Below are 23,975 nucleotides of genomic sequence, written 5' to 3'. Positions count from 1 at the left end.
TTTTAGTGATTATTGACACACATCACGTATATAAACTTGAAGTCCAGCTATCTGGCTGGTTGCGATGCCGATCCGCTCTCTGAGACTGAGATAATTGCGTTCAAATTCTGCATCATATCGGGGGCTGGCATCATCAGGGCTGCTGGGGGTAGTTGCGGCTTCGGGCAATCGCTTACAGCTGGCGTTGAGCTGCAACCGCTTAGTGCCAGTAGCGAGGTCAGCGCGAAGGCGATCGTTCTCAGTTTTAGCATCGGCTAATTCCTTAACGTATTTAGTATCAAGAGCAGCAACTTGCTGTTGTTGCTTTTTCATTGCTTGAACACTAGCTAGCGCCACGTCACGTTCTGCTGTGACAGACTTAATAACCACTTCTCTTTTTTCGACCAGATTTGAGAGGCGGTAACTGTTGAACACCAGTACCGACACCAAGCCCACCAGCACAACCACACCGGCAAAGCGCCAGTGACTGAATAGCCACGTCATAGCAGCACACGCTTAGCCATTTCAAACCGTGCCTTGCGGTCATCAATACCGTTATAACCGCCGTTGATCAGCAACGTCACGCGCTGAATATCACTAGCATATTGGCCACAATTGCGGGACTGCCAGAACCAGGCAGCAGAACGCGCGGAATGCATATCAAGCTGCAGCTGATCGGGATTGCCGACCAAATCCAGCTTGAGCGCAGTACCACACAGGCGGTAATTATCTAATCCGGTAACCTGAATCAGCCCGCGACCGCGATATTTCCAACCATCTGCCGGGCCTTTATTCCCCATCCGGCCGGAATACACCAGATTGGCAATGGCCTGCTGACGGTTAAGCGGTACCGACGTTTCACCGCGCTGACGGCCTAATGCCGAAGTCTGACCGGCAGATAACCGCTTGCCGAACGTAGCAATCAAACCGTTAACGCTGTAGTTGAACGACTCCACCAGCAGCGTGAAACTGGCTGACTCATGCCCCACTTGCGCAATAAACATGGCTTGCTGTTCTGGAGTGGTGATGCCGAATTCTGTCATTGCCTCGGTAACAGGCTGAATCCAACTCGCAGCAAGTTCGGCGCTGATATTAGCCGCCATTCTGAATTGATAAGGGGTCATGGTTTATACCTGAGGTTTAGTATCGTTACCGCCGCCAATGCGGTTGCCAACAAAACGGAGCGCCAAAGCGCGAATTTGCTCAACACCGATAAAGCCAATTAGCCCACCAACGGCTAGTGTGAGTTGCTGCGGTAAATCGAAGTATTCCAGCGCACTCACCGCTGTAAGGGTTAATGCGCCGCAGGTCAGCCCCTCCAAAAAGGTTTTCTTCCATCCACCGCCGGTATAGGCCACCCGTAATGCCGCCATCACCACCGACAACAGGACACCACCGAGCGGAACATCACCTCGCCACCAGGCATTAAACAGTTCTATCCAGTCTGCCCATGTGTGCAACTCGTTATGCATTCTCATACCACCTCCCCAATGGGGAATATTATTCCCGGCATTGTCGGGTGTTGTTTTGAGGAATTTAGCCCACTAGCGCAGCCACTCGGTTTCAAAGTGTGTGTGTGGAGTTGATTGGGTGGCTGGTGGGCTAAAACGAAAAAGGCCGCTAAAAGCGACCTGTACTTACAATACCGATAACCAGACTACTTACAGCTGACGGAATGCTTCCAAAGCTAGCTTGTGATCATAAGGGTAAATAGTTTTTGCCCCCTCAAAATCATGCCCTGCTGCAAACGGTAAGCCATTATTTCTTGCTTCTTTATCTACATCTTTTCTATATGTTTTTTCAATAAGTGAAGGTTTAAATTCAGAGTTACCGCTAGATTCCCCCTTATTATTTAAATAATGAATTACAGGAACACTATCGAAGCTGACATTTTTAATACTTTTCATGCTTGAAGCTACATCAGAAATCCCAACCTTTGGGGTAAGGTTCTCAGACTTCATAGAAGATTGATTTTGCAATGCAAGATGATTAACCGTACTAACTAATTTCATAATCTATGACTCCATCTTGTGTAATTAAGAAGGAATTTTATATCCGAAGCCACTCGGGAAAACTTTCATATTTAATTTATTAGCCGTAAAAATAAGAAAAATTTAGCAAAGATAGAGGGAATCGAAGCTAAACAACGAATTTTGTTATTTCCTTTATTGTCTGCTCGAACCGCTCTTCTTCCAGCTCCACACCAATCCCCTTCCTACCCAACTTAACCGCGGCCTTTAATGTCGCTCCTGACCCCAGAAAGAAATCGGCCACGACGTCACCGGGGCGGCTACTGGAACGGATAATATGCTCCATCAGTTCAGCCGGTTTCTCACACGGATGTTTGCCTGGGTAAAACGGGACTGAGGGGTATGTCCAAACATCGGTATAGGGAACATCAACCGATACGCTGAACGGGCGGCGTAAGTGTTCATATTCTGCTTTGAGTTCTGAATACTGCCGATCTAGCGTCTTATATGTCTTAACCAACTCATGGTGCGGCTTCGCCAAACACCCTTTCTGGTACTTTTCCGATGCAACCCGATCAAACAAGTGTTGGAGTAGCGCGTATTGTTCAGCACTAGGCAGCTGCCACTGACTCTCGCTAAACCAATGGCTGGACATTTGTTTGCCGGTAGCTGCATTGATTTCTTTTGCCGAAACGCCCAATGAATCCCTGGCCGATCGAAAGTAATCAATTAGTGGACGAAAAACCGTGCGTTTCAGTTCAGTGCATTTATGCCCATAGTTTTTGCTGGTAGGCTTAAACGGCCCGGCGTAGTGCTCGGCGAAGATAATTCGTTCAGTAGCAGGGAAGTACGCCCGTAAACTCTCTTTACGCTGACGTTTCCACGGGCCGGATGGTTTAGCCCAGATAATATGGTTCAGTAGCTTAAAGCGACCACGAACTAACAACTCGGTATCTGCCGCTAACCGTGATCCGCAAAACATGTACAAACTGCCCGATGGCTTTAACACTCGCCAGAACTCAGCCAGCAACTCATCCAGCCAGGCCAAATAAGCCGATTCACTTTCCCACTGGTTATCCCATTTGCAGGATTTAACCCGGTAATACGGTGGGTCAGTGGCTATCAGGTCAATGCTTTCTGCGGGTAAGGTTTTGATGTATTGGAGGGAATCAGCGTTAACAATTTTAATACTGTTTAAATTAACAGTGTTTTTCATAGATCGTTCTACCGTTTTTTGGTAGGCTCAGATCCGCTTTGTGCACACAAGCGTTGGGCCTTGGTTCGCCTGTGAGATTCCAAACAGGCGAATGGTAGAGGCCGTGTTATCAGCACACCTCTACCGCCCATTCCACAAACAATTAAGCCCTGGCAATTAATACTCGATTGTCGGGGCTTCTCATTTTTTTGGGATTCAAAAAACACAAAACCCCGCCGAAGCGAGGTTTATTTGACTAGATAAGCGCTACTGACTGCGTAACAACTCTTATCACAGTACAATCATTTTTGCGTACGCGTTAGTAATTTACTCGCTTTTTAACCAGTAGATTTGACTAATGTTTTATTAAAGCGTTAAACAATCATCTGAATGCTCCACACTACATCTAGCCGAACAAAAAACAACCTCCCATCTTTGTGATTTTATTATGAATATTCATCCTTGAATTCGAATATTTCACCTCCATATATGTAAAGCTGGCTTACCCACAGCAACAGACGGTTAATGTGGCTTCCTTCATATCCCATTCAGGAAAGGATAAAGGATATGAAAAAGCCGCTAAAAAATTCTGGCTCACTCAACAGAAAACATGCAAGACCACCTAATAATGATAAGAAAAAAACAAAGAACACAATAGATGAACCAAAGTGGCACGGTTTCAAGAAAGCTGGCGACTTGTTGAGATTTATATATTGGGTTCTTCGTTTGTATCGACTCATTTTTGGTAATAGTTGGTGGTGATATGGCATCCATCACCAGCCTGCATGTAGGGAGGTATTTAGCGGACAAAAATAAAACTCAACACACTATAACCATCTGTTTTATTTCTATATTAGGAGTAAAAAAATGAAACTAGCAACTAAGAAAAAACATTACTCACTCTCTCATTAATCGCTGTGAAATTGGAGGAAACGCCACATCCTCCCAATTAGGCTTATTTGGCGGAAGCAGCTGCCAAATGAGTTAGGGTAGTACTTTAGGTCAGGAACTTATGAACAACTCACTACTGATAACCAAAAGAGACGGAACCAAGGAGCGCATCAATCTCGATAAAATTCATCGAGTTATTGAATGGGCCGTCAAAGGTTTACAAAATGTCTCTGTATTTAGATCTCTTGGTTACCAGCAGCGAGTCAAAACAACCTCTTTTGAGAGTTATGCTCATAAACTAGTTGATTCAAAATCGCTAAATTTAGGCAAACAATCCACAACTGTTCAGCCTGAAGGTCTTGTCCTATTAACACAACTGCTTAGAGTGTTGTGTAAACTGGCTCGCTCCCCTCCACATAAGTTTTAACATCCTTCATAATTATAAAATTTAAAAGTAAGCATTAAACACACATAGTATCCCTGATATAAATCCAGTCGCAGTCTGCATCTCTTTCCTAATAGTCCCATCCGAACATTTACGCCGTTTGGCTATCGCCCTGAGCGATATGCCAAAGACATAGTGCAGCACCACTAAGTCATATTCTTCCGGTTTGTACTTCTTCAGCCGTGCCACGCAGCCATCAATCATGATCCCATCATCATCACTGCACTGAGGACGTGACTTATTGGTGTTAGGCAAAAGGCTTTTAAACCCGGCAGCGATGGGTTGCCAATCTACCCCGCTATTTTCGCTAGCAGCCCATGCACCCCATAATTCCAAGGTGTACTGCATATCTCTCACGCCTTTCTCCTGGCTACTGCAAGCGGTCCGCGCACCGTTTACTGAATTCATAAGTGACTACTCCACAAATAACGGCCATCAGGCCAAAGCACCGATCGCAATCGAATGGTCTAAAAATTTAAATAACAGAACTATCTGGCTACCGTGCTGCCGTTCCCATGCGCGCTGATCTCGATGTAATCCATCGTGGCACTGGCGACACAGCGGAATAGTAAATAAGTCGTGGGACTTGGTGGCCATGCCGCCCTGCCCGTGGCCGATGATGTGGTGAGGATCGTCTGCTTGATGCCCACAACCGCAACAGGGCTGAGATTTCACCCACTGTAGATACTTGCGATTTTCCCAGCGTTGTCGTTTTGGCCGCAGCATAAAACTGGCTGGTGGCTCTGGATCGACTTTTAACGCCAGTACTGGCTTAACTTTGGCCTCAATGATTTCTGCCGGTGCAGGTGACCACGTAATATCACTTTCTTTAGTACCGCCGGTTTCTATTTTTGCGGCTGGCATCTTCAGAGAGACGCGAGCAATGGCATCCGGCAGCAGGTCGTAAACTTCGGCCAACACCGACCACCAGCAGAACTCGGGCAAAGTAAGCTGATGCTCGCTCGGCATACTTAAGGCGCGGTTAGCACTATCAACCACCCACGCCTGCAAATTTGCAGCGGCAATGGTATCCAGTTGCTTTAGTGTCTTTTCCCGAACCTTGTGATCGCAGTGCCAACACAAACAAATGGCGCTGCCGTCATACTCCAACAGGGTCAGGTTCTTATCGTGGTAGCCTTTCTTATCCTGCCATTGGCATTCGCCTTTCCTCTCCACCCACTCTTTAAGTGCACTTCGCCCACCAACGGCACTAATTACACGTTCATGCCTGAAAAAGGCAGCAAGGCGCGGATCATTGGCTAACTGCTGGTTTTCCACTGGTAGTAGCCCGGCGGGCAGGCTTTTGAATTCATCAGGCTCGGTGGCCACCAGCAAACGCCCGGACATATAAGGCAACAGCGCAGGGCCGGGCTTGAATATCACGACGCCCAATTCACGCTGGATGAATGGCGTTAACAGTGCCCTCATGCCGCTTCTCCTGCCGCCAGATGTTCAGCCCACAAGCCGCCGATCCACTTAACCCCCTTAGGGGTGAAACGTGCCTGGGTAAAGGCGTGATTGCTGACGGTGCTGGTGCCGGTCTTCACTTCAAAGCGACCAAGGTCAATATGGTGTTGGTAGGGGATCAGCCCGTTGGTCAGTCGGTACATGATTTTATGTTCGATCAGGAATAACCGGAAGTCGGTTTCTTTTGCCTGTAACAGCTTGCACACCTGACGGAATACCATTGAGCCGGTCGCATTGACATAGCGATCGACAAATTCTGCTTTCGGGGCAGCAATGGCGAGTTCGGAAACCAGTTTTTGTTTTTCTTCTGCCAGATCGGCAGCAAGGCGTAATGCCTCTGGCAAGGTTTGGGGGATTTGGTTCTGTTCCAGCGCCTGCCAGCGGTCAACTACAGCAGCGGTGAACTCAGGAGAGAGGCGGGCAACTAACACAAGTGAGTCACGTTTATTGAAACGGTACTCATAATAGCTATTGCCGTTATGCTCAAACTCGAACTGCGCCAACGGCGCGGTTAAAATACCCGCAGAAAATAAACGTTCAGCAGACCGTTTTACATCACCGTGTTTGCTCTTTACCAGTACAGCAATTTCCCGGCTGCTCATCGTTACTGCAGGATGAAATAGTGTCATGCTGCCACCTCTTTATGTTCAATATTCTGAGGTATGGCTTCCGGTACCGGAATAATTTCAGGAATATTTTGTTGCTGGCTTTGTGGTACCAGGCGGGCAGCTTCTCTGCTGATCTGGGCTAAGAATGCCTCGCCGGTTGCCAGCAGCTGTTCCAATGGAATGTAACTTATCGCTGGTCCCGCCCACGTTTTATCGAATACGGCAACCGCACCCGCGAAGAATGCACCGCTAGGCACCTGTTTTTCATCGGCGGGTTTGAACCACAGAGGCAAATCAAAACCTACTCGCCCATGAATGAATGCAACATGATCAGCATGCTCTGGCCACCAGCTCTCAGAGGTAGCCGCTTTAATCAGGAACACATACCGCCCACCTATTTCTCTCATGGCCACGGTGTGATTCATGATGTGAGACATGCCGGTAATGTATTCGCCTTCGTGTTGCTTAGCGCGGGAATACGGCGGGTTGCCAAATGCAGCACCGTTAAGCTCTTTCAGCCGTTCTGCCCAATTCTGAGCCAGCGCGTTATCTTCCGCCGTGTAGTAATCAGGACACTTGCTGTTATCGCCGTCGCTGAATAAATCGAGAACCAATGGGCCAAACATCTGATTGATACCCCAGAACAATGCATCGGGGGTGCGCCACTGATCACCAACCTTTTTTAAAAAATGACTTTCACCCGATTTAAGTGCTTCCAGATCCTGAACATACTGGGTTTGAGTAAAATCAATCATGACGCCAGCTCCTTCAATTCGTTTTCACTCGCCGTGGTTTGCGCTTCTGCCCAGATGTTTTTCCATGCTGATCGAGCCATGACTTCGTTCATCCGACCAAGCCCTGCACGTTTTGCAGTCGTTATCGCCAGTTCTTCAACGGTGTTCTGAGGCTTACAACGCTGTGAAACCAAGCGGCCAAATGCCTCGTCTCGGCCAGCAGAGTCGATACGCGCCACTTTTGGCAAATCGTTAGCCCGCTCTTCTTTAACAGCGATGTAACATTTTTCGGTAATCAGGTAGTCAAAATTCTTGCGACGCCACGTTGTTCCAGCTGCTGCATTTGGCCGGTCTTCCAGCATCCAACGGCAATGTTTAGAGATATAGCGCAGGTAAGCCGCCCAGCGTTCCTGATTGAAATCGAATTTCTTCCAGAGTTTGCGTAGCTTGGTTTGCCGGTCAGCGGTCATGTCCACGACGTTAGGCATTTCAGGGAGAATGCTGTGATACGCCTCTAGGACTTTTGGGTAATCAATTTTTAATTTATCAACCTGCTGCGGGTCGGCGGCCATCGGCGGCTGGCCAACAGTCTTTTTATCTGACGGATCTTGTTTTGAATTTACTAACGGATCGCCCCCAGATTCTGGCGGGTCAAAACGGCTATTTTTGCCAGATTCTGACCCGTCGAATTTTGATGCGTCAGATTTTGACCCATCAGATTTTGAGGTGTCATATTCTGACGCGTGAGCCGCAGCCCGAAGTTTGACGACATTCAACTGATAGACGTTACTGGCGTTGCGGTTGCCGACTCGGCGTGTCTTCTTCATCAACCAGCCATCACGTTCCAATTCACCGATAGCTGTACGTACTGTGCTCTCACCTGCACCAATTTGGCGCGAGATAGTTGTCACCGATGGCCAGCACACACCTTCATCGTTCGAGAAGTCAGCCAAGCGAGCCATGATGGCAACCTTAGCTATCTTCATTCCCGCCGCCGCACAGCCGTCCCACACATAACTGGATAGCTTTACGCTCATACACCCACCTGCTTAAATTCTTTTCTGAAACGCGCCAGCGGCTTACACAGTTCATGCTCGTAACCTGCACGGCGATAAATAACCTGACGGCTTAACCGGTTGAAACAGATAACGTGAACACGTACACCGCGCTTATCGACATAATGCCGATCCAGTTCTTCAAATTGTTCAGCCATATCAAGCCACCTTTGGCGCGGGCAGTGCCGGATAGCGGAATGTATCCACAACATAATCAGCGGCGCTGTGGGTGACACATATCCAAAGGCCGGGTATTCTCAACACATAACAAAATGGCTCCATCCCAACAGCAGGTAAGCAACGAAGTTGCGGGATAGAACGTTTAGCAGTTACAATGTTCATGCGTTAATTACTCCACACGTTTAGTTAATGCACCCGACGCCACAGACCGCGAATCTGTGGCGTCACCCCACAACAATTCGGTTACCACCAAAATCTCTGCAATAATCGACTGCGCCCTGTACCCCTTAGCTTTTAACCGCTTACTTTCCTGCCGATCTAAAACACCATCAGCCGTAAACTCGTTATGCGCCCGACCAAACTCTCCCAAAGCAGCCAATAGCTCGTTGAATTTAATCAGCAGCTCTTCATTGCCCATCTGGGTCACATCCGGCAATTTGACGAACACTCCACCAGCACGTTTACACATAGCTTCAGTGATATCAGTACGACCGCTAATCTGCTCCAGCGTGATCGCCATACCAATCGGTACCGCTTGCCCTGCATGTTGACGGACTCTATTCCTCAATGCGTTGTGGCTTGCTCCCGCATGGAGTTCATCTGCCAGGCGTTCATAACCACCGGGTGTTGCGGTGATGAGAGCGTGTATAGATGCGCTAATGTCATCAGGGGTTGGGAAATTTCTGTTATCCACAATAGTTATTCCTGATTGGTGGTTTTATTTAACTCAGTACTTACAGATAGTTCCTCTGTAGTGCGAATCGCATTTAAGTCAGGATGAGGAAATAGATTAGGTAGATCGGGACGAACTTGGTGTGCTTGAACTTCACCATTTGTGGCCTCAACAAGTGATTTAACATTTCTTGGTGCCACTTTTGTCTTACCGCTTAACCATTTTTGGACGGCAGCTTGGGTAACACCACATGCCTCAGCAAGACCCTTTTGAGTCCCAACGATTCTAATTGCCATTTTAATTACATTATTCATCAAATCACCTTGGTTGTATTTTTCAATCAATATACAACTAAGGTTGTTTTGCGGCAACAACAATAGTGGTTTGACTGGGTATAACTTAGGTTGTATTTTCGCGAGAATGGAAATGACACTTGCACAAAGATTGAAAACAGCGATGAAAGATTCTGGACTAACTCAAGCTGCATTAGCTGAGAAGGCTGGAGTTTCTCAAGCTGCTATACAAAAAATCACATCCGGTAAAAGCCAGAGCACGACTAAGCTACTGGAAATATCCCGTGCACTTCAAGTTCGCCCAGAATGGCTTGGAGAAGGCGTTCCACCGATGAAGGAATCCAACGTTCTTATAGGTAAGGAATCCAATATCCCTCCTGAACATGAATGGGGCAATATTGCTCCTTGGGATAGTAAATGCCCGATCCCCGAAGACGAGGTTGAAGTGCCCTACCTACGTGATATTGAACTTGCTGCTGGTGACGGTAGTTTCTGCGATCAAGACTACAATGGTTTCAAACTTCGCTTTTCTAAATCAACTTTGCGCCGAGTTGGTGCTCAGAAAGAGAATGTCCTTTGTTTTCCAGCTCATGGAAATAGCATGGAGCCGATCTTGCCAAATGGCACGACAGTAGCTGTTGATTGCGCAAATAAAAAAATTGTCGATGGCAAAATATATGCAATCAATCAAGACGGATTAAAGCGCCTTAAACTTTTATATCGTATGCCAGGAAATAAACTAAGTATCCGCAGCTTTAATAAAGGAGAACACCCTGACGAAGATGCTGATGGAGAAACCGTAGAAATTATTGGCCGCGTTTTTTGGTGGTCAGTTCTGGATTATTGATAGCTCTCACTTCTAAGTAGTCCAATGAGGGTAAGAGTGTCATTCAAACTAAGAGTTAAAGGAAAATATGAAGATATTCGCTGAGAAATTAAGAGCGCACTCTGATCATGTCAAAAAAGTGAGCCATCACTGTTCTACCGAAGAAACTACGAAACAAGCATTAATATTACCAATGTTAGATATTCTTGGTTTTAACTCTTATGACCCCACAAAAGTTAAAGCTGAGTATGGTGCTGATTTTCCTGGAGTTAAAGTAGGTGAGCGAGTCGACTATGCTCTGTTTTGCCATGGTGTTCCTGTAATGTTCATTGAGGCTAAGGGTTATAATCAAAAACTTGATAACCATTGTCCTCAGCTTTCTAGATATTTTAACGCTACACCTGAAGTCACCATTGCAGCCATAACTAATGGCACACAATGGCGTTTCTTTACTGATCTTAAGCAAAGAAATATTATGGATGCCTCTCCATTCCTACAGATTGATGTGGATGAAGCATCTGATTCTGATGCACATCAGCTATATCAATTCCGCCACGATCAGTTCCAACCAGAAGCACTTAGAACCTTGGCTGAAGAAAGCATTTACTTATCAGCATTCACCGATGTTATCAGTGATAGTTTAAGAAATGTTGATGCTGATTTTGTTCGTTATGTTGCAAGTCGCTCCAGCGTACAACGACAGTTAAATCAAAAATTCCTCGACACCATCACACCATTAGTAAAAATGGCAGTAGAGCGAGCAGTCAGTGCGATGGTCGTTTCTGGGCTATCAATGGCTTCCAACAAAGACAAAAATATTGAAACTGTACTAGCGCCAGAAATGAAAATAACAGATGAAACAGCGCCAGTCGTAGACCCAGAAAATTCAAATATAGTTACTACGCATAACGAAAGATTATTTTTTAGTAATATTCAATTATTACTTGGTGAACAGGCTGATATTTCGGCAAAAGATACAGCTAGTTACTATAATATTCTTTGCCAAGGAAAATCAAACCGTTGGCTTGTGCGTTATTTCGATAGCAAACAGCGACCAACAATAATTCTACCAATTGAGCTAGATGAAAAAGCTATCGCAGAAGTTGAACGAGCTGGACTGGAAGTGGCTCCTGGCAATCAAATCATAATAGATCGTCCTGAGAACATTCTACGATTATCAGGGCTAATCTTGGATTCATACAATTACTGTATGAATGATGATAATTTCAGAAATAAGAAAAAGTAGAAGCACCCACCATTCTCTGGCTCCCCTTACTTGGGGAGCCACGTAAACGTCTACTCTTAATCAGTCCAATTCGCAGCGATTCTTTGATTCACCTCTAAAATCTTTGAAACATTCCCATCAAATTTCTATTTTAAAACCAACAAAAAAACAACCAACAAAGCAAAATACAACCAAAGTTGTTGACACAAAAACAACCTAGGTGTTTAATTACGTTCATCAACAGCGAACAGGCAGTGTAAGTATCCCGCTTAAACGGCCCATTCACTTTTAGAGATCTTCCGACATACTGATGATGTCACCTGAGGAGATCCTTATGCGCAAGATCCGATTTACCGAGCACCAGATCATCGCCGTACTGAAGTCCGTCGAAGCGGGTAGGACCGTCAAAGATGTGTGCCGCGAGGCTGCTATTTCCGAAGCCAGCTATTACAATTGGAAGGCGAAATATGGCGGGATGGAAGCCGCTGATATCAAAAAAATCAAAGATCTAGAAGACGAGAATCGCCGTCTGAAGCAGATGTTTGCCGACCTGAGTCTGGAATGCCGTGCGCTGAAAGACGTCATCGAAAAAAAGCTTTAAAACCAGCGATAAAGCGTGAGCTCGTCAACTATCTGACCACGCAGTTTACGATGAGCATACGCCAGGCATGCAGGACGTTATCGCTGAGCAGGACGGTGTTTCGTTATCAACCGAATACACGACGTGATGAACCGGTGATCCAGAGGCTGACTGAGGCGGCTGAACGCTATCCCCGCTATGGATTTAAGAAGCTTTTTCAGGTGCTTCGCAGGCAGGGATACGCCTGGAACCACAAGCGCATACACCGGATTTACTGTCTGCTAAAACTGAATTTTCGTCGTAAAGGGAAACAACGCCTGCCGGTGCGTAATCCGGCGCCGCTGGCCACGCCGGAAGCCCTCAACCAAAGCTGGTCGATTGATTTTATGCACGACGCGCTGACATGTGGCCGACGTTTTCGGACCTTCAACGTCGTGGATGATTTTAACCGCGAGGCTCTGGCTATCGAAATTGACCTGAATATTCCGGCGCAGCGCATTGTGCGGGTGCTGGACAGAATAGCGGCAAACCGTGGCTATCCGCTGAAGATGCGGATGGATAACGGGCCGGAATTGATATCACTGGCGCTGGCACAATGGGCTGAAGACCATGGCGTGATGCTGGAATTTATCAAGCCCGGCAAACCAACACAGAACGCGTTTATCGAACGGTTTAACCGAACGTACCGGACCGAAATACTGGATTTTTATCTGTTCAGAACACTGAATGAAGCACGGGAAATAACGGAGCGCTGGCTGAATGAATACAACAGTGAGCGGCCTCATGAATCCCTGAATAATCTGACGCCGGAAGAATATCGGCTGATGGCTGAGAAACCGGAAATCTCAAAAAGTGTGTGGAACTAAAGCTGGGATACTTACAGCAGGACGCCCACGTAGTAGCTGCCGGTGGCATAGAAACATCGGATGATTCGCTTAGTAGGGTTAACAGTGTGGAGTAATCAGGATGGAAATCAGCAAAAAAGATAGCGATAAACTTGAAGGCAGGACATTTAACCTACCTTCCGGGCTTAAATACCAGGCTATTAATGAATGTGAAATTGCATTGATTCGTTTGTTGCTCGAGGACTCCAAAGAACTCCAGAAACTTAAACCTAATGCAAAAACCAACCAAAACATACGCCTCGCTGAGTCGATGCTGAGTAATCAAGCAGCCGTGAAGCGTGGTTATTACACCAGTAAAAGCCTTTGTGAAACGGATAATTAAAACAGGTCGCCTGGTTTTGGTGATAGCGGATCAAGCAGCGCCAGTGTTTGTTTGAAAATCAGTTCTTGTTGAGGTTCTAAATCACCACGACCAAGACGCTCTCGAAAATAAAGAATGTGTCCTTCTAGATCTGTAGATGATGGCCCGCCATTTTCAGTAATTGAAGTTGCAAGACGCGTAATGGCAAGTTCCATAGCTTTAAGACGAATGTTTATATTTTCATTGTTCACAGAAAAATCCTCCTTGTTGTAGGGACTTTGAGGATACCACCGCCGCCTGAGGTGGAGAAGTAACCAGGCACAGATTTGAGTTCCATTGCTGTGCTGTGTCTTTTGCGGCTGCGCCTGCCAACACCAGATTAGGCCAGCCGCCCTTTTCACACAGAGAAGTGCTCCGGACGGGTTATCCCTTTTAACCTGTACAGTATAAAGCCCCCGTTCCGGTGCTCTTCTCTATGTGTGTGGAGTAACTAACTGCAGTGTTGCACTGCGTAACTGAGGGTCACCCCGATGAGTAGTGAAGATAGAAAAACCAATGTGCCGGATTTTCTCGGTGAGTTGGATGCCGGTATTTTTGAAAACAAAATATCAGCAGCGTTGAATGCGGCGGCATTAGGCGTTCTGAATAATGGCGGCAAAGGTAAAGTCATCGTTGAGTTTGATCTGTCGCGGATCAGCAACTCAATGGAAGAAAAGCGCGTCATGATTGCCCATAAACTGAAATTTACAACCCCGACGCCACGCGGTAAATCGTCCGAAGAAGATACTACCGAAACACCAATGTATGTAGGTAAAGGCGGTAAGCTGGCAATTATGCAGGAAGACCAAGGCCAGCTATTCACTATTAAAGGCGAGACTGACGGAAGATTAAAAACCGTTAATTAAACGCAACCAATTTAAATCCATCTTGCTATTTAACTTATTATTTATATTAAGGACTTAATATGTCTCAAGCATTAAACTCGTCTGCAATTCAAGAAATTCGCAATATGGCAATGACGACTCAAGTGGAAGCGAAATTATCTTCTGCTGATTGTTTGACTATTGCTTTGCCCAATGATGTTACTGTTCACAGCCTCGAAAAATTCCAGAACGGTCGCTTCCGTTTCCGTGGCAACTTAAAAACCAGCAGCATTGATGAGTATGTGAAATATTCCTCTGGTTACGCAGGTAATGGTGTGCGTTGCTTTATCGATGCCGATGATATGAGTGCCAAGACCGTGTTTAACCTCGGTACACTTGAAGAACCTGGTCATGCGGATAACACCGCCAATTTATCTCTCAAAAAAACCGCCCCATTCCGTGAGTTACTGGCTATTGATGGTCAGAAGAAGCGCCAGAAAGAGCTGGCCGAGTGGCTGGAAGACTGGCGCGAATACCTTATGGCCTTTGATGCTGATGGTGTTGTATTAGATATCCGACAAGCTGTAGGCGCAGTACGCCGCATTACCATTGAATCAACCAGTTCATCCGATCATGAAGACAACGATTTCAGCGGTAAGCGTTCCGTTATGGAAACCGTAGAAGCAAAGAGCAAAGATATTATGCCTGCCACCTTTGAGTTTAAATGTGTGCCATACGAAGGGCTTGGCGAGCGTCGATTTAAATTACGCTACAGTATCCTGACTGGCGGTGATGTGCCGGTTCTGGTTTTGCGCATTGTTCAGTTGGAAGGCGAGCAAGAAAAAATAGCGCAGGAATTTCGCGATCTATTAATTGCGAAATTTGACGGCGTAGAAGTAGAAACATTTATCGGTAATTTTAACGCATAAACATTAATTATTAGTACAACCTCAAATATCCCAGCGATGGGGTATTTGGTGGAGTATTACCTAAAAACCGTGTGGAGTATATTTATGACGTGTATTACAACGTTTTCCGGTCAGCGTTTTGATTATTCAAAACCGACTGCAGAAAGTATTTGTATTGAAGATATTGCACAGGCGTTATCACATGAATGCCGTTTTGCTGGTCACCTGCCAAATTTCTACAGCGTGGCGCAGCACAGTGTGCTGATGAGTCAGATTATCGGTGCTGAGTTTGCCCTTGAAGCCTTGTTGCATGATGCCAGCGAAGCCTACTGCAAAGATATTCCCTCCCCTCTTAAACGCTTATTGCCTGATTACCAAGCCGTAGAACGCCAGATTGATTTGGTTATCCGGGAGAAATTTGGGCTGCCTGATGAGATGGGTTTTTCTGTCCATTATGCCGACCTGGTCATGCTGGCCACCGAACGCCGGGATCTGGATATAGATGATGGCAAAGTCTGGCCGATGCTCGAAGGCATCCCACCGTCAGAAGACATCGCCATTATTCCCGTTGGCTCCGTTCAGGCTCGCGCCATGTTTATCCAGCGTTACAACGAACTGGTTGGCGAAGGGCAAAGCCTATGAGTGTCGGACTGTTTCTGCTGGTCTGCTACACCTTCCAGCCCTGCCAGTACGAACCGCAAGGCTATATCTATCCCGATGATAAAAACTGCCTGGCTGACATTCAACAGCAAGGCCTGCCACCTGAATATGAATGCCTGCCGGTCGATGGCATTCTCTATTTAAGCAACCAAGGAAAATAAATGAAAAACCTAATGATCGACCTGGAAACTATGGGCAACAAGCCTAACGCCCCGATAGTGGCGATCGGCGCAGTATTCTTTGAACCGGCTACCGGCGAAATTGGCGCTGAATTTTATACCGCGGTCGATCTCGAAAGTGAAATGTCCCTCGGTGCCATCGCTGATGCTAGCACCATTCTTTGGTGGCTAACCCAAAGCAGTGAGGCACGTTCAGCGATTGCCTATGACCCAACGCCGATCAGAGCAGCTTTATTGAACTTAAATCAATTTGCTTCTGAACATTGCCCAAGCACCAGATACTTACACGTCTGGGGTAATGGCGCAGCGTTCGACAACGTTATTTTGCGTGCGGCGTATGAGCGTTGCCAGATGTCACCATGTTGGAGCTGGTTTAATGATCTCGACGTACGCACCATCGTAAAACTGGGGCGAGCAATCGGCTTTGATCCCAAGCGCGATATGCCTTTTGACGGCGAACGGCACAATGCACTGGCCGATGCGTTGCACCAGGCAAGATATGTATCAGCCATTTATCAGCGCCTGATAACAGCCACCAGCCAGGATAGCGAATAGAATTGTTCACGGACATTAAGCGACTACTTGGCGGACTATCCGTCAAAATATTCAGAAACGTTTTACCCTACAGATAAGCAAGGCGGCTAATTATGGCTAGAACTCAGACTTTGGATGTATGGGCCGCCGAGGAGTTTGACGAGCCGATCCCCAGCTATCCAACGTTACTAAAATATGCGCAACATGGCATGATCTCACCGCCACCGTTTAAAGCTGGCAGGTGCTGGCGAGTGGACAAGAACGCACGATTTGTCGGCGTGACCGTCAAACCGGCAGTGAAGAAAGATGATGATTTAAGGTTGAAGAGGATAATGGAAGATGGCCAGACCTCGTAAGTACAACATAAATGTACCGGGTCTATCGTGCTATACCGACGCCAGAACTAAAAAGGTCTACTGGCGTTATAAGCATCCTATTACCCGTAAATTTCATGGATTAGGTGATGATGAGGCTGCAGCAAAGGCTATCGCTATTGAGGCTAATAGCCGTTTTGCCCGTCAACAAATGGGGCAATTGCTCAAAGCGCGAGATGAGATCAGTCTCAAAACTGGTAAGGCAATAACAGTTAACTCTTGGCTGGATCGCTATCTCACTATCCAGAAAGAACGTTACGACAGTGAGGAAATAAAACTCAACACACTTAAGCAAAAAAATGCACCAGTCGAAGCGTTCAGACGTCATTGTGGAATGCTAACCCTTCCTGATGTTGGCGCTAGAGATATAGCCTTTGTCATTGAAGAGTATAAGGAGAAGGGGCAAAAACGGATGGCGCAGGTTGTTCGGATGGTGCTGATCGATGTGTACAAAGAAGCTCAACACGCTGGGGAGGTGCCGCCTGGCTATAACCCTGCTCTGGCCACCAAGCAACCAGCAAACAAGGTTACCCGTATTCGCTTGAACTTTGATGAATGGGAGTCAATATTTAATGCCGCTGCCAATATGCAAGGTTATATCCAAAATGCAATGCTTCTTGCTTTGGTTACCGGTCAGCGCTTAGGTGACATCGCTGGCATGAAATTTAGCGATGTTTGGGATAATCACCTTCATATCGTGCAGGAAAAAACGGGCACCAGAATAGCCATACCCATAACCTTAAAATGTGAGACTGTCGGTTATACGCTGCAAGATGTTATAGCACGGTGTCGCAATATGATCGTTAGTCCGTACATGCTTCATTATCATCATACAACATCAATGGCTAAACGTGGTGGTCAAGTATCTAGCAACGCAATCACTACCGGATTTTCGGCGGCCAGAGATAAAAGTGGATTGCAATGGAAAGAGGGTACCCCACCTACTTTCCATGAACAGCGATCCCTAGCAGAGCGGTTATATCGAGAACAAGGAGTGGATACTAAAACATTACTCGGACATAAAAATCAGGCTATGACTGATAAATATAATGATGATAGGGGTAAAGAATGGCTGGTATTAGCTGTTTAATTGAGGGTGTTTTTTGTACAGTTTTGCAGGAGGGTTTTGCAGGAGTTTTGCAGAAGAAATACTAAGTAGTTGGAAAACCCACGGAAGCATAAGCTCCCGTGAAGTTTTATAGACATGTCAATATCACATGTGTTTAATGATAGCGTTGCCAAACTCTGAGCATTTCAGCAGCTTAGCGCCTTCCATCAAACGTTCGAAGTCATAAGTCACTGTCTTGGCCTGAATCGCGCCTTCAGTGCCTTTAATGATTAAATCAGCGGCTTCAGTCCAGCCCATATGACGCAGCATCATTTCTGCGGAGAGAATAATAGAACCTGGGTTCACTTTATCCTGACCAGCATACTTAGGTGCCGTGCCGTGGGTCGCTTCAAACAGCGCGCATTCGTCACCGATGTTGGCACCCGGAGCAATACCAATACCGCCGACCTGTGCAGCCAAAGCATCAGAAATATAGTCGCCGTTGAGGTTCATACAGGCGATAACATCGTATTCAGCCGGACGCAGCAAGATTTGCTGTAAGAAGGCATCGGCGATAACGTCTTTAACGATGATATCTTTGCCATTTTTTGGGTTCTTAATCTTAACCCACGGGCCGCCGTCGATCAGCTCACCACCAAATTCCTCACGCGCCAACTGGTAACCCCAGTCTTTGAAAGCGCCTTCGGTGAATTTCATAATGTTGCCTTTGTGAACCAGAGTAACTGATTCACGATCGTTGTCGATTGCATACTCAATCGCCGCACGCACCAGACGTTTAGTGCCTTCTTCTGAACAAGGTTTTACACCGATACCGCATTGTTCAGGGAAGCGAATTTTCTTCACACCCATTTCGTCACGCAGGAACTTGATCACTTTCTCAGCTTCTGGTGAACCGGCCTTCCACTCAATACCGGCATAGATATCTTCGGCGTTTTCGCGGAAAATCACCATATCAGTCAGTTCTGGGTGTTTTACCGGGCTTGGGGTGCCTTCGTAATAACGTACCGGACGCAGGCAAATATACAGATCAAGCTGTTGACGCAGAGCCACGTTCAGAGAACGAATACCGCCGCCAACCGGAGTGGTCAATGGGCCTTTGATGGCAACGCGATAATCGCGGATCAGATCCAGAGTTTCTTCTGGCAGCCAGACATCTTTACCGTAAACCTGAGTTGACTTCTCACCGGTGTAAATTTCCATCCAGGAGATTTTACGCTCGCCGTTATAGGCCTTCTTAACCGCTGCATCCACTACGTTGATCATAGCAGGAGTCACGTCAACGCCAATGCCGTCGCCTTCAATGAACGGAATGATCGGGTTATTAGGAACGACTAATTTACCCTTAGCGTCGACCGTAATTTTTTTACCTTCTGCCGGAACAACTACTTTGCTTTCCATCAACCTCTCCTTCAGCGCAATTTTTGTTAATGCCTTGTAAGATTCTTGTCAATAGTACTTGAATATTCGTTTCACGCCAATCCAAAACGGATTGATGTATAATGCGCTAATCAACTGGAAGCGCAATCATCATGAATAAAATCTCTGTTAAAAATCACAAAGTTAACCGATTCAGCTCCCGCTCACAGGCGAAACCTGCGCCGGTGCAAGGCCCACGTCGCGTGGTGTTAATGAATAAGCCATTTGATGTGTTACCACAGTTTACCGATGAGGCTGGACGGGCAACATTGAAGGGTTTTATTCCTTTTAATGATGTTTATGCCGCCGGTCGTTTGGATAGAGATAGCGAAGGTTTGCTGGTTCTGACTAACGATGGGAAATTACAGGCAAAACTGACGCAACCGGGGAAAAAAACCGGTAAGGTCTATTATGTTCAGGTTGAAGGTGAACCGGACGAAGAAGCACTTCGCCGTTTACGTCAGGGCGTGACGTTAAAAGATGGCCCCACGCTTCCCGCTGGCGCTGAAAAAGTGCCGGAACCGGAGTGGCTGTGGCCAAGAAATCCGCCAATTCGGGAGCGCAAATCTATCCCGACCCGTTGGCTGAAAATAACCCTGTACGAAGGACGCAATCGTCAGGTACGCAGAATGACCGCCCACGTCGGTTTTCCTACCCTGCGACTGATTCGTTTTAGTATGGGTAATCTTAGCCTGGGAGATTTACAACCCGGCCAATGGAAGGAGATTAACGATGTTTAAACCTCATGTTACCGTGGCCTGCGTGGTGCATTCTCAAGACAAGTTTTTAGTGGTTGAAGAAACTATTAATGGCAAAGCGCTGTGGAACCAACCGGCCGGTCATTTGGAAGCCGATGAAACCTTGCTACAGGCCGCAGAACGCGAACTGTGGGAAGAAACCGGTATTCGCGCGACGCCTCAATCCTTTTTACGGATGCATCAATGGGTTGCACCCGATAATACGCCGTTCCTACGCTTCGCCTTTGTGATTGAACTGGTAACCATTTTGCCTACTCAGCCTCACGATAGCGATATCGATCGCTGCCTGTGGCTAACCGCCGATGAAATATTGCACGCACCCAATCTGCGCTCTCCTCTGGTTGCCGAAAGTATCCGCTGTTATTTGCAGCCTGAGCGCTACTCGCTCGATCTAATTAGTACCTTTAACTGGCCACATTGATTCAGCCCGATAATTAATTGGCGTAATTTACCCTAAGCCGTGATTGTGCGGTGCGCCCCGACAGGCAACGTGATAAAATCCGACGCTTGTTTTTGTAATGCCTTGTTTGCCGCGCAATGCGAAACGGATTATCCATTGTCAGCACGCTCGGCGCTTAAGTTAGTGAGACTCCCATGTCAGATAACAGCCAGAAAAAAGTAATCGTCGGTATGTCCGGCGGTGTCGATTCGTCCGTTTCAGCTTACCTGCTACAACAACAGGGCTATCAGGTTGAAGGCCTGTTCATGAAGAACTGGGAAGAAGACGACGATGAAGAATATTGCTCCGCAGCGACCGATTTGGCCGATGCTCAGGCAGTGTGCGATAAGCTGGGCATGGAGTTACACACCGTCAATTTCGCCGCAGAATATTGGGATAATGTTTTTGAACTCTTCCTCGAAGAGTACAAGGCTGGGCGCACGCCAAATCCGGATATTCTGTGCAATAAAGAAATCAAATTTAAAGCCTTCCTTGAATTTGCCGCCGAAGATCTGGGCGCCGATTACATCGCCACCGGCCACTATGTTCGTCGCCACGATGTCAATGGCAAAAGCCAACTGCTGCGCGGTCTGGATGGCAATAAAGACCAAAGCTACTTCTTATATACGCTGGGCCACGATCAATTGGCGCAAAGCCTGTTCCCGGTTGGCGAACTGGAAAAACCGGAAGTCCGCCGTATCGCGGAAGAGCTGGATCTGGTTACCGCCAAGAAGAAAGACTCAACCGGTATCTGCTTTATCGGCGAGCGGAAATTTCGCGATTTCCTCGGCCGTTACCTGCCTGCTCAACCCGGCCCGATTATGACCGTTGAAGGCAAACACGTCGGCGAACACCAAGGTTTGATGTACCACACTCTGGGCCAGCGTAAAGGTCTGGGTATCGGCGGCACCAAAGAAGGTGGCGATGACCCGTGGTATGTGGTGGATAAAGACGTTGCCAACAACTTGCTGATTGTAGCCCAAGGCCATGAGCACCCGCGTTTGATGTCTACCGGTTTGATTGCTCAGCAATTACATTGGGTCGATCGCGAACCGGTTACGGCTCCATTCCGCTGCGTGGTGAAAACCCGTTACCGCCAGCAAGATATTCCTTGCACGGTTACGCCGTTGGATGACGAACGTATCGATGTGCGTTTCGACAATCCGGTTGCCGCCGTTACCCCCGGTCAGTCCGCGGTGTTTTATCAGGGCGAAATCTGTCTCGGCGGCGGTATCATCGAATCACGTCACCCCGTTAGCGACCAATAATCTCGACAGGAGCAATCGTGGCAAAGAATTATTACGACATCACGCTGGCGCTGGCAGGTATCTGCCAGTCTGCGCGTCTGGTTCAGCAACTGGCTCACGAAGGTCAATGCGACAACGAGGCACTGCATACTTCACTCAACAGCGTGCTGCTGACCAATCCCGATTCGACTCTTGCGGTGTACGGTGGAGATGAGAAATTCCTCACCATGGGGCTGGAAACCTTGCAGGTAGTGCTGAATGCCAACCGCCAAGGCCCTAGCGCCGAACTGACGCGTTACGCTCTGAGCCTGATGGTATTGGAGCGGAAGCTAAATGCTCACCAGTCAGCCATGAGCACCTTGGGCGAACGTATCAGTCAGTTAGATCGTCAGCTCGCTCATTTTGATCTCGAATCAGAGACTATGATGAGCGCTCTGGCCGCCATTTATGTGGATGTAATTAGCCCACTTGGGCCGCGCATTCAGGTTACCGGCAACCCGGCCATGCTGCAAAGCACCTTAATCCAGGCCAAAGTTCGCGCCGCCCTGTTAGCCGGTATCCGCTCTGCGGTGCTGTGGCAACAGGTAGGTGGAAGCCGTTTACAGCTTATGTTTTCTCGTAATCGTCTGTTTAAGCAGGCGCAGAGTATTCTTGCTCATCGTTAATATTTGATCCCAGGAGTTGCTACCGATGGAATTATCCTCACTGACCGCCGTATCCCCAATTGATGGACGCTACGGCGACAAAGTCAGCGCACTGCGCGCTATCTTCAGCGAATTTGGTTTGCTGAAATTCCGCGTGCAGGTCGAAGTACGTTGGCTGCAAAAACTGGCAGCCTGCGCAGAAATTAAAGAAGTCCCTGCTTTTGATGCCAACGCAAACGCTTACCTCGACAAGATCGTGGCAGAGTTCAATGAACAGGATGCCCTGCGCATTAAGGCCATCGAACGCACCACTAACCATGACGTCAAAGCGGTTGAATATTTTCTGAAAGAGAAAGTTGAAAGCATTCCTGCACTGCATGCAGTGTCAGAATTCATTCACTTTGCTTGTACTTCAGAAGATATCAATAACCTGTCTCACGCTCTGATGCTGCAAACCGCTCGTCAGGAAGTGATTTTACCTTTCTGGCGCCAGATGATCGACGCCATCAAAGCACTGGCCCACCAATATCGCGATTTGCCGCTGTTGTCCCGAACTCACGGCCAGCCTGCAACGCCATCCACCGTTGGCAAAGAAATGGCGAACGTGGCTTACCGTATGGAGCGCCAGTTCCGTCAGCTGTCTCAGGTTGAAATTCTGGGCAAAATTAACGGCGCCGTCGGCAACTATAACGCTCACATCGTGGCTTATCCGGAAGTTGACTGGCACCAGTTTAGCGAGAGCTTCGTGACCTCGCTGGGCATCAACTGGAACCCGTACACCACACAAATCGAGCCACACGATTACATCGCCGAATTGTTTGACTGCGTAGCGCGCTTTAACACTATTTTGATCGATTTCGATCGTGATATTTGGGGTTACATCGCACTCAATCACTTCAAACAAAAAACTATTGCAGGTGAAATCGGTTCTTCCACCATGCCGCACAAAGTTAACCCGATCGACTTCGAAAACTCCGAAGGTAATCTGGGTCTTTCTAACGCCGTATTGGGGCATCTGGCAAGCAAACTGCCGGTTTCCCGCTGGCAGCGCGACCTGACCGACTCAACCGTGCTGCGTAACCTCGGCGTGGGTCTGGGCTACGCGTTGATCGCCTATCAGTCAACGATGAAAGGCATCAGCAAGCTGGAAGTTAACGAACCTCATCTGTTGGACGAATTGGATCATAACTGGGAAGTGCTGGCCGAGCCGATTCAAACGGTTATGCGTCGTTATGGCATTGAAAAACCATACGAAAAACTGAAAGAGCTGACGCGAGGCAAACGTGTTGACGCCGCCGGTATGCAAGCCTTTATCGATGGCTTGGCGCTGCCAGAAGAAGAAAAAGTTCGTTTGAAAACCATGACGCCAGCCAATTATATTGGCCGTGCCGTCGCACTGGTGGATGAACTGAAGTAAGTCTTTGCAGCAGGCGGCTCCCCGTCGCCTGCTTATTTTTCAGTATCCGACGCTCTGCCGTTTAACTATCATTTACTTACACTGCCCCCTTGTTGAATAAAGGTTTAGTTTCTCCCGTTGATAATTGCCTGCGGACATCC

Annotated in this window: 32 protein-coding genes and 1 pseudogene; 18 read left to right on the top strand and 15 right to left on the bottom strand. The window is 47.4% G+C overall.

All coding sequences use genetic code 11. The annotated features are described in order from the left end of the window. Positions 1 to 9 precede the first annotated feature (9 nt). The 5 genes from PL78_RS03460 to PL78_RS03440 form a co-directional block, all read right to left on the bottom strand. Positions 10 to 483, bottom strand: coding sequence for a lysis protein (locus tag PL78_RS03460; protein WP_084414274.1), 474 nt, complete (start codon positions 481 to 483; stop codon positions 10 to 12). Continuing rightward, on the bottom strand, positions 480 to 1,103 hold the full coding sequence (locus PL78_RS03455) for a glycoside hydrolase family 19 protein (RefSeq protein ID WP_064513146.1): 624 nt from the start codon (positions 1,101 to 1,103) through the stop codon (positions 480 to 482). The genes PL78_RS03460 and PL78_RS03455 overlap by 4 nt, the downstream gene beginning before the upstream one ends. Before the next feature lie 3 nt (positions 1,104 to 1,106). Further along, a complete protein-coding gene (locus PL78_RS03450) occupies positions 1,107 to 1,457 on the bottom strand; it encodes a phage holin, lambda family (RefSeq protein WP_064513144.1) in 351 nt (116 codons plus the stop codon). Between the two features lie 183 nt (positions 1,458 to 1,640). Further along, positions 1,641 to 1,991: a hypothetical protein gene (locus PL78_RS03445; protein WP_064513142.1), complete on the bottom strand. Its 351-nt coding sequence runs from the start codon at positions 1,989 to 1,991 to the stop codon at positions 1,641 to 1,643. Positions 1,992 to 2,118: 127 nt separating this feature from the next. Next, entirely contained in the window at positions 2,119 to 3,165 is a 1,047-nt protein-coding gene (locus PL78_RS03440; protein ID WP_064513140.1) for a DNA-methyltransferase, read from the bottom strand. A 546-nt stretch (positions 3,166 to 3,711) separates the two neighbouring features. Here PL78_RS03440 and PL78_RS03435 point away from each other — a divergent pair. Together PL78_RS03435 and PL78_RS21035 are read left to right on the top strand one after the other, a co-directional pair. Then, complete coding sequence (locus PL78_RS03435) at positions 3,712 to 3,906, top strand: hypothetical protein (protein ID WP_064513138.1); 195 nt, start codon at positions 3,712 to 3,714, stop codon at positions 3,904 to 3,906. A 250-nt stretch (positions 3,907 to 4,156) separates the two neighbouring features. Next, positions 4,157 to 4,270 (top strand): annotated as a pseudogene (locus PL78_RS21035) (ATP cone domain-containing protein); the annotation flags it as partial. A 213-nt stretch (positions 4,271 to 4,483) separates the two neighbouring features. Here PL78_RS21035 and PL78_RS03425 read toward each other — a convergent pair. From PL78_RS03425 to PL78_RS03390, 8 genes are all read right to left on the bottom strand, one after another. Continuing rightward, the gene (locus PL78_RS03425; RefSeq protein WP_064518221.1) at positions 4,484 to 4,837 is read right to left on the bottom strand and encodes an antiterminator Q family protein; all 354 of its coding nucleotides are present in this window, start codon (positions 4,835 to 4,837) and stop codon (positions 4,484 to 4,486) included. A gap of 78 nt (positions 4,838 to 4,915) precedes the next feature. Then, a complete protein-coding gene (locus PL78_RS03420; RefSeq protein WP_064513134.1) occupies positions 4,916 to 5,908 on the bottom strand; it encodes a DUF968 domain-containing protein in 993 nt (330 codons plus the stop codon). Beyond that, the gene (locus tag PL78_RS03415; protein ID WP_064513133.1) at positions 5,905 to 6,576 is read right to left on the bottom strand and encodes a phage antirepressor KilAC domain-containing protein; all 672 of its coding nucleotides are present in this window, start codon (positions 6,574 to 6,576) and stop codon (positions 5,905 to 5,907) included. The genes PL78_RS03420 and PL78_RS03415 overlap by 4 nt, the downstream gene beginning before the upstream one ends. After that, a complete protein-coding gene (locus tag PL78_RS03410) occupies positions 6,573 to 7,310 on the bottom strand; it encodes a phage N-6-adenine-methyltransferase (protein WP_084414273.1) in 738 nt (245 codons plus the stop codon). The genes PL78_RS03415 and PL78_RS03410 overlap by 4 nt, the downstream gene beginning before the upstream one ends. Next, complete coding sequence (locus PL78_RS03405) at positions 7,307 to 8,326, bottom strand: helix-turn-helix domain-containing protein (protein ID WP_064513131.1); 1,020 nt, start codon at positions 8,324 to 8,326, stop codon at positions 7,307 to 7,309. Before PL78_RS03405 ends, PL78_RS03410 begins: the two co-directional genes overlap by 4 nt. Beyond that, complete coding sequence (locus tag PL78_RS03400; RefSeq protein WP_064513129.1) at positions 8,323 to 8,502, bottom strand: DUF4222 domain-containing protein; 180 nt, start codon at positions 8,500 to 8,502, stop codon at positions 8,323 to 8,325. Before PL78_RS03400 ends, PL78_RS03405 begins: the two co-directional genes overlap by 4 nt. 191 nt (positions 8,503 to 8,693) lie before the next feature. Beyond that, complete coding sequence (locus PL78_RS03395; RefSeq protein ID WP_064513127.1) at positions 8,694 to 9,218, bottom strand: YmfL family putative regulatory protein; 525 nt, start codon at positions 9,216 to 9,218, stop codon at positions 8,694 to 8,696. A 5-nt stretch (positions 9,219 to 9,223) separates the two neighbouring features. Beyond that, positions 9,224 to 9,511, bottom strand: coding sequence for a transcriptional regulator (locus tag PL78_RS03390; protein WP_080717336.1), 288 nt, complete (start codon positions 9,509 to 9,511; stop codon positions 9,224 to 9,226). Between the two features lie 106 nt (positions 9,512 to 9,617). Here PL78_RS03390 and PL78_RS03385 point away from each other — a divergent pair, with 106 nt between their 5' ends. From PL78_RS03385 to PL78_RS03365, 4 genes are all read left to right on the top strand, one after another. Beyond that, on the top strand, positions 9,618 to 10,337 hold the full coding sequence (locus PL78_RS03385) for an XRE family transcriptional regulator (protein WP_038243035.1): 720 nt from the start codon (positions 9,618 to 9,620) through the stop codon (positions 10,335 to 10,337). Between the two features lie 67 nt (positions 10,338 to 10,404). Continuing rightward, positions 10,405 to 11,562: a type I restriction endonuclease gene (locus PL78_RS03380; protein ID WP_038243038.1), complete on the top strand. Its 1,158-nt coding sequence runs from the start codon at positions 10,405 to 10,407 to the stop codon at positions 11,560 to 11,562. A 313-nt stretch (positions 11,563 to 11,875) separates the two neighbouring features. After that, positions 11,876 to 12,987, top strand: a protein-coding gene (locus PL78_RS03370; protein WP_145933944.1) for an IS3 family transposase whose coding sequence is annotated in 2 segments (ribosomal slippage) — positions 11,876 to 12,137 and positions 12,137 to 12,987 — 1,113 coding nt in all. Because the reading frame shifts where the segments join, the coding sequence is not laid out codon by codon here. A 100-nt stretch (positions 12,988 to 13,087) separates the two neighbouring features. Further along, a complete protein-coding gene (locus PL78_RS03365) occupies positions 13,088 to 13,348 on the top strand; it encodes a hypothetical protein (protein ID WP_005174523.1) in 261 nt (86 codons plus the stop codon). Here PL78_RS03365 and PL78_RS03360 read toward each other — a convergent pair. Then, a complete protein-coding gene (locus PL78_RS03360) occupies positions 13,345 to 13,578 on the bottom strand; it encodes a hypothetical protein (protein ID WP_038243042.1) in 234 nt (77 codons plus the stop codon). The genes PL78_RS03365 and PL78_RS03360 overlap by 4 nt on opposite strands. Before the next feature lie 279 nt (positions 13,579 to 13,857). Here PL78_RS03360 and PL78_RS03355 point away from each other — a divergent pair, with 279 nt between their 5' ends. From PL78_RS03355 to PL78_RS03325, 7 genes are all read left to right on the top strand, one after another. After that, complete coding sequence (locus tag PL78_RS03355) at positions 13,858 to 14,232, top strand: hypothetical protein (RefSeq protein ID WP_064513125.1); 375 nt, start codon at positions 13,858 to 13,860, stop codon at positions 14,230 to 14,232. A gap of 59 nt (positions 14,233 to 14,291) precedes the next feature. Further along, the gene (locus PL78_RS03350; RefSeq protein WP_064513122.1) at positions 14,292 to 15,119 is read left to right on the top strand and encodes a YfdQ family protein; all 828 of its coding nucleotides are present in this window, start codon (positions 14,292 to 14,294) and stop codon (positions 15,117 to 15,119) included. Between the two features lie 84 nt (positions 15,120 to 15,203). Continuing rightward, complete coding sequence (locus PL78_RS03345; protein WP_064513121.1) at positions 15,204 to 15,740, top strand: hypothetical protein; 537 nt, start codon at positions 15,204 to 15,206, stop codon at positions 15,738 to 15,740. Then, positions 15,737 to 15,919 (top strand): hypothetical protein, encoded by a 183-nt coding sequence (locus PL78_RS03340; RefSeq protein WP_064513119.1) that lies wholly within the window; start codon positions 15,737 to 15,739, stop codon positions 15,917 to 15,919. Before PL78_RS03345 ends, PL78_RS03340 begins: the two co-directional genes overlap by 4 nt. Further along, positions 15,920 to 16,492 (top strand): 3'-5' exonuclease, encoded by a 573-nt coding sequence (locus tag PL78_RS03335; protein ID WP_064513116.1) that lies wholly within the window; start codon positions 15,920 to 15,922, stop codon positions 16,490 to 16,492. Positions 16,493 to 16,584: 92 nt separating this feature from the next. Beyond that, entirely contained in the window at positions 16,585 to 16,827 is a 243-nt protein-coding gene (locus tag PL78_RS03330) for an excisionase (RefSeq protein WP_064513113.1), read from the top strand. After that, positions 16,811 to 17,935, top strand: a complete 1,125-nt coding sequence (locus PL78_RS03325; RefSeq protein ID WP_064513112.1) for a phage integrase Arm DNA-binding domain-containing protein — start codon at positions 16,811 to 16,813, stop codon at positions 17,933 to 17,935. Before PL78_RS03330 ends, PL78_RS03325 begins: the two co-directional genes overlap by 17 nt. Before the next feature lie 123 nt (positions 17,936 to 18,058). Here PL78_RS03325 and icd read toward each other — a convergent pair whose 3' ends face one another. Further along, positions 18,059 to 19,312, bottom strand: a complete 1,254-nt coding sequence (gene icd, locus PL78_RS03320) for an NADP-dependent isocitrate dehydrogenase (protein ID WP_049596391.1) — start codon at positions 19,310 to 19,312, stop codon at positions 18,059 to 18,061. Positions 19,313 to 19,443: 131 nt separating this feature from the next. Between icd and rluE the strand changes: the two genes are divergently transcribed. From rluE to purB, 5 genes are all read left to right on the top strand, one after another. Then, a complete protein-coding gene (gene rluE, locus PL78_RS03315) occupies positions 19,444 to 20,070 on the top strand; it encodes a 23S rRNA pseudouridine(2457) synthase RluE (RefSeq protein WP_064513109.1) in 627 nt (208 codons plus the stop codon). Continuing rightward, positions 20,063 to 20,509, top strand: coding sequence for an NUDIX hydrolase (locus PL78_RS03310; RefSeq protein ID WP_064513107.1), 447 nt, complete (start codon positions 20,063 to 20,065; stop codon positions 20,507 to 20,509). The genes rluE and PL78_RS03310 overlap by 8 nt, the downstream gene beginning before the upstream one ends. Before the next feature lie 173 nt (positions 20,510 to 20,682). Continuing rightward, positions 20,683 to 21,795 (top strand): tRNA 2-thiouridine(34) synthase MnmA, encoded by a 1,113-nt coding sequence (gene mnmA / locus PL78_RS03305; protein ID WP_064513105.1) that lies wholly within the window; start codon positions 20,683 to 20,685, stop codon positions 21,793 to 21,795. Between the two features lie 17 nt (positions 21,796 to 21,812). Further along, positions 21,813 to 22,439, top strand: coding sequence for a high frequency lysogenization protein HflD (hflD, locus tag PL78_RS03300; protein ID WP_049596395.1), 627 nt, complete (start codon positions 21,813 to 21,815; stop codon positions 22,437 to 22,439). Positions 22,440 to 22,464: 25 nt separating this feature from the next. Beyond that, a complete protein-coding gene (gene purB, locus PL78_RS03295) occupies positions 22,465 to 23,835 on the top strand; it encodes an adenylosuccinate lyase (RefSeq protein ID WP_064513103.1) in 1,371 nt (456 codons plus the stop codon). Positions 23,836 to 23,975 lie beyond the last annotated feature (140 nt).

This window comes from Yersinia entomophaga (assembly GCF_001656035.1).
Taxonomy (GTDB): Bacteria; Pseudomonadota; Gammaproteobacteria; order Enterobacterales; family Enterobacteriaceae; genus Yersinia; species Yersinia entomophaga.
Note: the sequence above shows the minus strand (reverse complement) of the source record. Positions and strands in the feature narration are given on the sequence as shown.